This window comes from Nocardioides psychrotolerans (assembly GCF_943371775.1).
In the GTDB taxonomy this organism is placed as follows: domain Bacteria; phylum Actinomycetota; class Actinomycetes; order Propionibacteriales; family Nocardioidaceae; genus Nocardioides; species Nocardioides psychrotolerans_A.
Map to the genome: position 1 here is coordinate 1 of NZ_CALRWD010000117.1, position 9117 is coordinate 9117.

The window sequence follows — 9117 nt, forward strand, 5'->3', positions numbered from 1 at the left end:
CTGGAGCCAGGAAGGTCGAAAACGTCCCGCACTTTCCGGCCGCTGGTCAGACCACCGGCGTCGTGCGCTCCACGACCGCACGCAGGTCGCCGCCGTCGAGGGTGCCGAAGACCCCGTCGTACGACGTGCCCAGGCGCGAGGCGCAGAAGATGTCGGCCACCTCGGGCGGGGCGAAGCGGACCAGCAGCGAGCCTTGCAGGCACAGCGCCATCCGCGAGGCGAGCCGCCGCGCGGAGACCTCGAGCGACGCGGTGTCGCCGAGCAGCGCCAGGGTGTCGTCGATCGCCTTGTCGAGGCGGGCGTCGTTGCCGCGGGCCAGGCCGACCTCGGTGATCCACGCGTCGAGCACCTCGGGCTCGCGCCCCAGCGCGCGCAGCACGTCGAGTGCGTTGACGTTGCCCGAGCCCTCCCACACGGAGTTGAGCGGCGCCTCGCGATAGAGCAGCGGCATCACCGACTCCTCGACGTAGCCGTTGCCGCCCAGGCACTCCAGCGCCTCCGCCACGTGCATCGGCGTGCGCTTGCAGACCCAGAACTTCGCGAGCGGCAGCGCGATCCGACGCAGCGCAGCCTCGTGCGCCTGGTCGACGCCGTCGACGGCGGCCGCGAGCCGCATCGCCAGCGCCGTGGCGGCCTCCGACTCCACGGCCAGGTCGACGATCACGTTCTGCATGAGCGGCTTGTCGGCGAGCAGCGAGCCGAAGGCTGAGCGGTGCGCGACGTGCCACGACGCCTCGGAGACCGCGCGGCGCATCAGCGACGCCGAGCCGAGCACGCAGTCGAGGCGGGTCGCGGCGACCATCTCGATGATCGTGCGCACGCCGCGGCCCTCGTCGCCGAGGCGGAAGGCGAGCGTGCCGTCGAACTCCAGCTCCGACGACGCGTTGGAGCGGTTGCCGAGCTTGTCCTTGAGCCGTACGACGTCGAGGGTGTTGCGGGTCCCGTCGGGCAGCACCCGCGGCAGCACGAAGCACGTGACGCCACCCACCGTCTGCGCCAGCACCAGGAACATGTCGTTCATCGGCGCGGAGGTGAACCACTTGTGCCCGTGCAGGGTGTATTCACCCTCCACCGACGTCGGCCGCGCCACCGTCACGTTGGCACGCACGTCGGAGCCGCCCTGCTTCTCGGTCATCCCCATGCCGACCAGCGCCCCGCGCTTCTCGGCGACCGGCCGCAGGCCCGGGTCGTAGGTCGTCGAGGCCAGCAGCGGCGTCCACTCCCGGGCGATCGCGTCGTCCGCACGCAACGCCGGCACGGCGGCGTACGTCATCGAGATCGGGCACCCGTGCCCCGGCTCGGTGTGCGACCAGGCCATGAAGCCGGCCGCACGCCGCACGTGGGCGTGCGGGGAGTCCGACTCCCACGGCGTCGCCGCCAGCCCGTGCCCCACGGCCCGCTCCATCAGCCAGTGCCAGGAGGGGTGGAAGGCGACCTCGTCGATCCGGTTCCCATAGCGGTCGTACGCCGTGAGCTCGGGATGGTGGGCGTTGGCCAACCGACCGTGTTCCCTGGCCTCCGCCGTGCCGGCCATCCGGCCGATCGCGCTGATGTCGTCGAGCACCTCGGGGGAGCCGTGGCGGAGCACGGCCTCGCTGAGGGCGCGGTCGGCGGTCACGATGTCGTGGCCCACCAGCGGAGGTGCCTGGTTGGTCGTGACGCGGACCTCACGTCGCGTGGGAGCAGCCTGCGTGGCAGCGGCCTGTGCTGGCGGGTTCGAGGGTGCCATGCGTCTACCGTAGGGCCCATGACGGCGGAGACTCAGGGGACCGCCGCGTCCGATCGGACGTGGGCGGCGGGTCGCCGCTTCGCCGACACCCTCTGGCGCCTGGTCGTGACGACGGTCGGCGCCTGCATGCGCTACCGCGTGACCGGCCTGGCGGCCGAGGCGGCGTTCTTCGCCGTGCTCTCCGTGCCGCCCCTGATCTTCGCCCTCGCGGGCGCGATCGGCTACGTGTCGGACCGCTTCTCCGCCGCCCAGGTGGAGGAGGTGCGGCAGGCCGTCATCGACCTGTCGGCGTCGTTCCTCACCGAGAGCGCGGTCAACCAGGTGATCGTCAAGACCATCGACGACGTGCTGGAGGGCGGACGCTTCGACGTGATCTCGCTCGGTTTCATCCTGGCGCTCTGGTCGGGCTCGCGGGCGCTCAACGTCTTCGTCGACACCATCACGATCATGCACGGCCTCGGGGGGCACCGCGGGATCATCAAGACCCGCGCGCTGTCCTTCGTGCTCTACATCATGGCGATGATCACCGGCGCGATCTCGATCCCGCTGGTCGTGGCCGGTCCCCAGCTCGTCGACAAGGCCCTGCCGGCACGCTTCGACTTCGTCCTCAACTTCTACTGGCCGATCGTCGTAGTGCTGTGCATCTGCTTCCTCGCGACGCTCTACCACGTGTCCGTGCCGGTGCGCACCAACTGGAGCTTCAACCTCCCGGGCGCGACGTTCTCGCTGGTCGCCTGGATCCTCGGCTCCTACGTGCTGCGCTGGATCCTCACCGTCACCGCCGCCGACTCCAAGTCCATCTACGGCCCGCTCGCCGCGCCGATCGCCGTGCTGCTCTGGCTCTACATCCTGGCGCTCGCCGTGCTCATCGGCGCCGCCGTCAACGCCGCCTTCGACACCGTCTTCCCGCAGAAGACGACCGCCAGCGCACGGGTGGAGCTGATGAGCCGGCTGCGCCACCGCATCGGCAAGGACCGGGCCTGATCGGCACGTGCGGGAGCGTCCACTAGATTCGGCGCGTGCAGGACATGACGAGCGACCAGGGCGGCAGTGCCTTCCGCGGCAAGATCGCTCTCCCCGACGTCGTCCGCTCGCCGTGGTGGGAGCTGGGGCGTCGGCTGCTCGCTGCGCTGGCGATCCTCGTCGGCACCGTGCTGCTGGTCTACTTCGACCGCGGCGGCTACGTCGACGGCAACGACCCCGACAACGTGGTGAGCTTCACCGACTCGATCTACTACACGACCGTCACGCTCAGCACGACCGGCTACGGCGACATCGCGCCGTACACCGACCAGGCGCGCCTCATCAACGCGTTCGTCATCACCCCCGCCCGCATCGCCTTCCTCGTCCTGCTGATCGGCACCACCCTCGAGGTGCTGGCGTCGCAGGGCCGGGACATGCTCCGGGTCTCTCGTTGGAGGAAGAAGATGGGCCACCACGTCGTCGTCATCGGCTACGGCACCAAGGGGCGCAGCGCCGTCGAGACGCTGGTCAACAACGGCCTCGACCGTGAGGAGGTCGTCATCGTCGACCCCAGCTCCGTCGCGCTCGCCGACGCGCACGCCGACGGCCTCGCGGTCGTCTCCGGCGACGCGACCCGGCGTGAGGTCCTGCGCCGCGCGGGCGTGGGGGAGGCCGACCAGATCATCATCACCACCAACCGTGACGACTCCAACGTCCTGGCTGCCCTCACGGTGCGCCAGCTCAACCCCGACGCCTGGATCGTCGCGGCGGTGAAGGAGCAGGAGAACGCCCCGCTGATGCGGCAGTCGGGCGCCAACTCCGTCATCACCTCCTCCGACGCCGTCGGACGTCTCCTCGGTCTCTCCTCGCTCTCGCCGACCCTCGGCTCGGTGATGGAGGACCTGCTGACCTACGGCGAGGGCCTCGAGGTCGCCGAGCGCGACCTGCTGGTCGGCGAGGTGGGCAAACAGCCCCAGTCGCTGCCCGACCAGGTCATCTCGGTCGTGCGCGACGAGAAGGTCTACCGCTACTTCGACCCGGTGGTGACCCAGCTGGCGCGCGGCGACCGGCTGATCGTCGTACGCCCCGCCAAGGAGCTGCCGTGGGCGCCGCGCCCTGGCACCCACAACGAGGACTTCGCGACCGACGAGGACTAGGCAGGCTTCGAACACCTGTTCGATCATGTGAGACGATCGGAGCATGGCGGGCGGGTGGAGCAAGCAGGGGAGCGGCATCCCGCTGTCGGAGCGCGTGCGTGCCGGCCAGCAGGGTCCGGCATCCCCCTCGCTGCCCGCTCCACTCACGGGTCAGAGCTGTCCTGCGCGGCACTGCTGGGTCGCCGATGCCGTCGATCGGCACGGTGAGAAACGACCCGGACTGCTGGTCGAGTGGCGCCAGGGGGCCACGGGCTGGGAGGGCCGCGTCGTCTACGCCGCCCGCCTGCGCCCCGACGGCTGGTTGCTGGTCGAGGAGTGGGTGCCCGCCGCGCTGCTCGCGCCGGCCTGAGGCCCCGGGTGGGAGGACCTGAAAGACGCCAGGCCGTGATCCTTGCGGACCACGGCCTGGCTGGGACTCGTGATCCTGGGGGGATAGGTCCACGAGGCCTGGGTCGAGAGTGACATAGCCACCGGGGTATCTCAAGTCTGCGCGCCGCGCGCCGACGAGTTGCCCGGAAATAGACCGAACCGCTGGAGTCTCGGGTCACCAGCGGTTCGGTAGGTGAAGAATACGGGGGCGGGACCTCTGGTTAAAGGCTTTCTCGGCCAACCGAGCAAAAATAGTCATTTGTGACTAGGCGCCTGGTCACTGCAAGTGCCGGCGGTCCCGTGAGTGCAGTCCCTCCCGATAGGGCTGCGTGAGCCCGGCCGCCAGGACCGCCGACACCCTCAGTTCTATCCCGCCGCGGCGGACGGGCGCTTCATCCCGGCAGGTGACCCTCGAGCTCGGCGATGAAGCCGGGCACGTCCTGCAGCGTCAGGGTGGCCCCGGGGTGCTTGATGATCCTGGTCGGGTCGATGCCGGCGACCCGCGTCGCGAAGCTGATGCAGGCCGCGTCGTCGCCGTTGGTGGTGAAGCTGATGCCGTGGTCGCTGAAGGACAGGTGGGGTGGCCCGGCCGTCTTCAGCCAGCCGAAGCCACCGGTGCGCTCCACGCCGGTCACGTTGCTCAGGGGGGTGCGCAGCGACCAGGGTCCGTAGCGCACGGCCAGGTGCTCGTCGTCGAGGTCGACCCACGCCGTGCGGGGCGTGATGGCGAAGAGCAGCGCCGGCGCGCGATAGGCGGCGGCGAAGGCGAAGCGGTGGCGGGTCATGGCCCGAGCGTAGGTCGACGGGGGTGCCGGACTTTTTCCGGTGCTTGAGGTTTGAACCATCAGGAGGCGGGACAGGCTCCGGAAAGACGATGACCGCCGGCCCGCCTACTGGAATTAGGCGGAGCGGCGGTCGCGGTCGTCTGCGACGAAGAGTGCGAGTAGCCCGATGGTCACCCGACCCGTCCGATCCAACGAGCAGATCCTAGACGAACTGCTCAACCGTGGTCATCGGAATCCATGGTTTCTTCACGCCTCGGCGGCGAGGTCCTCGAAGGGCGCACCGCTGCGCATGGCCCAGGCGACCGCCTGGCTGCGCCGGGTCAGCCCGAGCTTGCGGTAGCCGGTGCGGATGTAGGTCTTGACGGAGTTGATGCTCAGGTAGAGCCGCTCGGCGATCTCCTTGTTGCTGTGGCCCTGGGCGATCAGCCCGATCACGTCGGCCTCACGCACCGAGAGCCCGGCGTCCTGCCCCAGCCACGCGGTCGCGGGGGAGGCGTAGGCCGCCCGCCCGTGGTGCACCGCCTGGACGGCCGCGATGAGCTCCTCGACGGTGGCGCTCATCGAGATGCAGACGGCCGCGCCACGCGCGATCGCCCGAGTCCCGAGGTCGGGACGGAGGTCGCGTCCGAGGGCGACGACGCCCTTGCTCGAGGTCACGAGCCTCTCGAGCTCGGAGCTGTCGCCGGCGGCCAGGCCGATGACGTCATAGATGACGACGTCCATGCCGTACCGGACGGTCGGGCTGACGAACACCTGGTCATCGTGTCGGGAGAGCAGCGCGGTGACGCCACCACGAATGAGCTCCTGGGTGCTGATCACGGCGACACCCACAGGAGGTGGAACCACGCACACAAGTATGACGAAGCGCCCCCGGACCGGGCAAGATGACGTGTCACCCCTCCGGTCAGGGAGCGTGGCTCCGGCTCAGGCTGCGAAGGCCTTGACGCGGCCGGAGAAGACCCGGGGAGCGGGCAGCCAGTCGTCCTGCGTCGCCTCGCCGCTGGCGGCCACGAGGTGGAACGAGACGCCGAACGACCGCACGCCCCGGTTGATGCACAACGGGTTGAAGGCGAGCCGGGTCTGGGTGCCGTCGATCGCGGCGCCGAGACGCCCGCAGGTCAGCGGCAGCTCCGCCCCGGTCCTGGTCCAGCTCCTCATCCGGTAGCCGCGGAACTCCGAGCTCACGGCCCCGAAGTAGGCGATCTCGGGGGTGGCGTCGGTGTCGGTGTTGATGTGGAAGACGACCTGGCTCCCGGCGGCGAGGCCGTCCGTGACCGCGACGGAGACGGTCGCGCGGCGGCCCTTCTCGGGCGCGGAGCGCACGATCATCCGGGTCGCGTCGACGACCTGGGTGTCACGGTCGCCGCGGTCGTTGACGAGGCGCTTGGTCGGGAGCGACGCCCGGGCGTCGGCTCGGGCGTCGGGGTGGGCGCCGGCCTGGGCGCTCGCTGAGGGTGCGGGGACCAGGACGAGCGTCGCGGCAGCGAGCGCGGTGGCCAGCGACGTGGCCAGTGACGGGGCCAGTGATGGTGCCAGTGCGATGCGGTAGGTCATAGAAGTCCTTCCGAGACCGTTCCACCCTAGGCCTGTCGCGTCGCTGCCGCGGCTGGGGCTCAGCCCAGGGTGCTGGTGTCGATCACGAAGCGGTAGCGCACGTCGGAGGCCAGCACGCGCTCGTAGGCCTCGTTGACCTGGTCGGCGGCGATGACCTCGACCTCGGCGCCGATGCCGTGCTCGGCGCAGAAGTCGAGCATCTCCTGGGTCTGCGCGATGCCGCCGATCATGGAGCCGGCGAAGGACCGGCGACGGCTGATCAGGGACATCGCGTGCACGCTGAGCGCGTCGGCCGGGGCGCCGACGTTGACCAGCGTGCCGTCGACGGCGAGCAGGCCGAGGTAGGCGTTGAGGTCGATGCTGGCGCTGACGGTGTTGATGATCAGGTCGAAGCGTCCGGCGAGCTGCTCGAAGGTCTCCGGGTCGGAGGTGGCGAAGTAGTCCTGCGCACCGAGGCGCAGGCCGTCCTCCTGCTTCTTCAACGACTGCGACAGCACGGTCACCTCGGCGCCGAGGGCGCTGGCGATCCGGACAGCCATGTGGCCGAGGCCACCGAGACCCACGACGGCGACCTTCGTGCCGGGCCCGGCGCCCCAGTGGCGCAGCGGGGCGTACGTCGTGATGCCGGCGCACAGCAGCGGCGCGGCGGCCGCGGGGTCGAGGCTCTCCGGGACCGTGAGGACGTAGTCGGCGTCGACGACCACGTGGGTGGAGTAGCCGCCCTGGGTGGTGGTGCCGTCGCGGTCGGTGGCGGCGTAGGTCCCGACCATGCCGTCGTCGCAGTACTGCTCGTTGCCGTTGCGGCAGTTGGTGCAGGTGCCGCACGAGTTGACCATGCAGCCGACGCCGACGCGGGAGCCGACCTGGTGCTGGGTGACGGCGGAGCCGACCTCGCTGACGACGCCGACGATCTCGTGGCCGGGAACGACGGGGAAGGGCTGGGGGCCCCAGTCGCCGTTGACGGTGTGGATGTCGGAGTGGCAGATCCCGGCGTACTGGATCTCGATGAGGACGTCGTTGGCGCCGACGTCGCGGCGCTCGATCGTCGTGGGGGCCAGCGGCTCGCCGGCGGCGGGTGCTGCGTAGGCGTTGACGCGCATGGGTGCGCTCCTTCGGGTCGGGGTCATTTCTTCGTGGAGTCCCGGAGCTCGTCGGCGAGCCGACGGGCCTGGGCTGACAGCTGCTCGGCGCGGGCGTGGTCGCCCACGCGCACGGCGTGCCAGTAGTCGATCTTGATGCGGACGTAGCGCTGTCGGAGCACGACCTGCCTGGCCTCCTCGGCCAGCTGGCGCTCCTGCCCCTCGAGGAGGGTGATCTGCTCGTCCGCCGCAGCGGCCCCCCGTGCGCCGTTGGCGACGTAGGCCCGCATGTCGCTCACGGACATGCCCGTTGCTGCCAGGCACGCCACCCACATCAGCTGGTCCAGGTCTGCCTCGTCGTAGACCCGGTGACCGCTGCTCGCTCCGCGCGCGACCGGCGCGATGACGCCGATCGACTCGTAGTAGCGCAGCGTGCTGGCCGGCAGCCCCGTCAGGGCGGCTGCCTCCCTGATCGTGTAGCTGCGGGCGGTGGTCTGCGAGGTCACGACGACGACGCTAGGAACTTCAAGTACTCGAAGTCAAAGCCGCGCCGCGGGGGGCGCCGCGACGTTCGTCGTCGGGTTCCTCGTCGGGGGGTGTCGGGACGGCGGGCGCGGGTCTAGGTTGGCGGGGAAGCGGCTCGGCACTTCCTGACGAGAGGAGTTCCGATGTTGAAGGAGAGCGTGGTCGTCGCCAACGTCCCGGCGTCCGACCTGGGTCGTGCCCGACGCTTCTATGCCGAGGTGCTCGGCCTCGAGCCGGCCCACGAGGGCCCGGGTGGTCTGACCTACGAGATGGGTGGCGGCGCGAGCTTCTGCCTCTACGAGACGGAGTTCGCCGGCACGTCCGGTCACACGGTCGCGAAGTGGCAGGTGGCCGACGTGTCCGCCGAGGTGACGGCGCTGCGGGAGCGCGGCCTGGAGTTCGAGCACTACGACATCCCGGGCGTCGCCTGGGAGGGTGACGTGGCCATGATCGAGGGCCTGGGTCACGCCGCCTGGTTCACCGACAGCGAGGGCAACATCATGTGCATCGACGACGCCACCACGCGGTGAACGACGCCGAAACCCCGATCCAGCCACTCATGCTCTATCGTTGTCCCTGTTGAAGGGACGACTCTGCAAGCCGTCCTGGCCGCACACGATGCGCGGCCTGTATCTCGTACTCCTGGTTTTCGGTTCGCTGGACATCAGCACAGATGGATGTCTTCAGCAGCACGTAGGCACACTGCCTGCGGCACACGAACAAGGGAAACGATCATGGCTCAGGGCACCGTCAAGTGGTTCAACGCCGAAAAGGGTTTCGGCTTCATCGCGCAGGCTGACGGCGGCGAGGACGTCTTCGTCCACTTCTCCGCCATCCAGACCAGCGGTTACAAGTCGCTCGACGAGAACCAGAAGGTCGAGTTCGACCTCGCCCAGGGCCCCAAGGGTCCCCAGGCTGAGAACGTCCGCGTCTCCTGATCTCACTCGAGGGGCCCC

General features: G+C 69.9%; 11 protein-coding genes. 5 read left to right on the forward strand and 6 right to left on the reverse strand.

The annotated features are described in order from the left end of the window. Window positions 1-46 precede the first annotated feature (46 nt). Entirely contained in the window at window positions 47-1729 is a 1683-nt protein-coding gene (locus tag AAG827_RS21275; RefSeq protein ID WP_341928212.1) for an acyl-CoA dehydrogenase family protein, read from the reverse strand. Window positions 1730-1747: 18 nt separating this feature from the next. On the opposite strand from AAG827_RS21275, the gene AAG827_RS21280 reads away from it, so the two are divergent. The 3 genes from AAG827_RS21280 to AAG827_RS21290 are packed head-to-tail and all read left to right on the forward strand — an operon-like array spanning window position 1748 to window position 4198. Continuing rightward, window positions 1748-2713 carry a YihY/virulence factor BrkB family protein gene (locus AAG827_RS21280; protein ID WP_341928213.1) on the forward strand — a complete coding sequence of 322 codons (966 nt, stop codon included), beginning with the start codon at window positions 1748-1750 and terminating at the stop codon, window positions 2711-2713. Between the two features lie 44 nt (window positions 2714-2757). Further along, window positions 2758-3849 (forward strand): NAD-binding protein, encoded by a 1092-nt coding sequence (locus AAG827_RS21285; RefSeq protein WP_341928221.1) that lies wholly within the window; start codon window positions 2758-2760, stop codon window positions 3847-3849. A 43-nt stretch (window positions 3850-3892) separates the two neighbouring features. Continuing rightward, window positions 3893-4198 (forward strand): hypothetical protein, encoded by a 306-nt coding sequence (locus AAG827_RS21290; protein ID WP_341928214.1) that lies wholly within the window; start codon window positions 3893-3895, stop codon window positions 4196-4198. 412 nt (window positions 4199-4610) lie between these two features. On the opposite strand, the gene AAG827_RS21295 is transcribed toward AAG827_RS21290, so the two are convergent. From AAG827_RS21295 to AAG827_RS21315, 5 genes are all read right to left on the reverse strand, one after another. Continuing rightward, window positions 4611-5003 carry a hypothetical protein gene (locus tag AAG827_RS21295; protein ID WP_341928215.1) on the reverse strand — a complete coding sequence of 131 codons (393 nt, stop codon included), beginning with the start codon at window positions 5001-5003 and terminating at the stop codon, window positions 4611-4613. Between the two features lie 246 nt (window positions 5004-5249). Then, window positions 5250-5822 carry a response regulator transcription factor gene (locus AAG827_RS21300; RefSeq protein WP_341928216.1) on the reverse strand — a complete coding sequence of 191 codons (573 nt, stop codon included), beginning with the start codon at window positions 5820-5822 and terminating at the stop codon, window positions 5250-5252. A gap of 105 nt (window positions 5823-5927) precedes the next feature. After that, window positions 5928-6557 (reverse strand): hypothetical protein, encoded by a 630-nt coding sequence (locus AAG827_RS21305; RefSeq protein ID WP_341928217.1) that lies wholly within the window; start codon window positions 6555-6557, stop codon window positions 5928-5930. Window positions 6558-6616: 59 nt separating this feature from the next. Further along, window positions 6617-7657: an NAD(P)-dependent alcohol dehydrogenase gene (locus AAG827_RS21310; protein ID WP_341928218.1), complete on the reverse strand. Its 1041-nt coding sequence runs from the start codon at window positions 7655-7657 to the stop codon at window positions 6617-6619. Between the two features lie 23 nt (window positions 7658-7680). Beyond that, window positions 7681-8142, reverse strand: coding sequence for a MerR family transcriptional regulator (locus AAG827_RS21315; protein ID WP_341928219.1), 462 nt, complete (start codon window positions 8140-8142; stop codon window positions 7681-7683). Between the two features lie 162 nt (window positions 8143-8304). Between AAG827_RS21315 and AAG827_RS21320 the strand changes: the two genes are divergently transcribed. Both AAG827_RS21320 and AAG827_RS21325 read left to right on the forward strand, forming a co-directional pair. After that, window positions 8305-8691 carry a VOC family protein gene (locus AAG827_RS21320; RefSeq protein WP_341928220.1) on the forward strand — a complete coding sequence of 129 codons (387 nt, stop codon included), beginning with the start codon at window positions 8305-8307 and terminating at the stop codon, window positions 8689-8691. 204 nt (window positions 8692-8895) lie between these two features. Then, window positions 8896-9099: a cold-shock protein gene (locus tag AAG827_RS21325; RefSeq protein ID WP_091117245.1), complete on the forward strand. Its 204-nt coding sequence runs from the start codon at window positions 8896-8898 to the stop codon at window positions 9097-9099. Window positions 9100-9117: the final 18 nt, after the last annotated feature.

Coding starts and splice junctions, on each gene's coding strand:
- AAG827_RS21275 (WP_341928212.1), bottom strand. CDS start 1,729: ATGGCACCCTCGAACCCGCCAGCACAGGCCGCTGCCACGCAGGCTGCT.
- AAG827_RS21280 (WP_341928213.1), top strand. CDS start 1,748: ATGACGGCGGAGACTCAGGGGACCGCCGCGTCCGATCGGACGTGGGCG.
- AAG827_RS21285 (WP_341928221.1), top strand. CDS start 2,758: ATGACGAGCGACCAGGGCGGCAGTGCCTTCCGCGGCAAGATCGCTCTC.
- AAG827_RS21290 (WP_341928214.1), top strand. CDS start 3,893: ATGGCGGGCGGGTGGAGCAAGCAGGGGAGCGGCATCCCGCTGTCGGAG.
- AAG827_RS21295 (WP_341928215.1), bottom strand. CDS start 5,003: ATGACCCGCCACCGCTTCGCCTTCGCCGCCGCCTATCGCGCGCCGGCG.
- AAG827_RS21305 (WP_341928217.1), bottom strand. CDS start 6,557: ATGACCTACCGCATCGCACTGGCACCATCACTGGCCCCGTCACTGGCC.
- AAG827_RS21310 (WP_341928218.1), bottom strand. CDS start 7,657: ATGCGCGTCAACGCCTACGCAGCACCCGCCGCCGGCGAGCCGCTGGCC.
- AAG827_RS21320 (WP_341928220.1), top strand. CDS start 8,305: ATGTTGAAGGAGAGCGTGGTCGTCGCCAACGTCCCGGCGTCCGACCTG.
- AAG827_RS21325 (WP_091117245.1), top strand. CDS start 8,896: ATGGCTCAGGGCACCGTCAAGTGGTTCAACGCCGAAAAGGGTTTCGGC.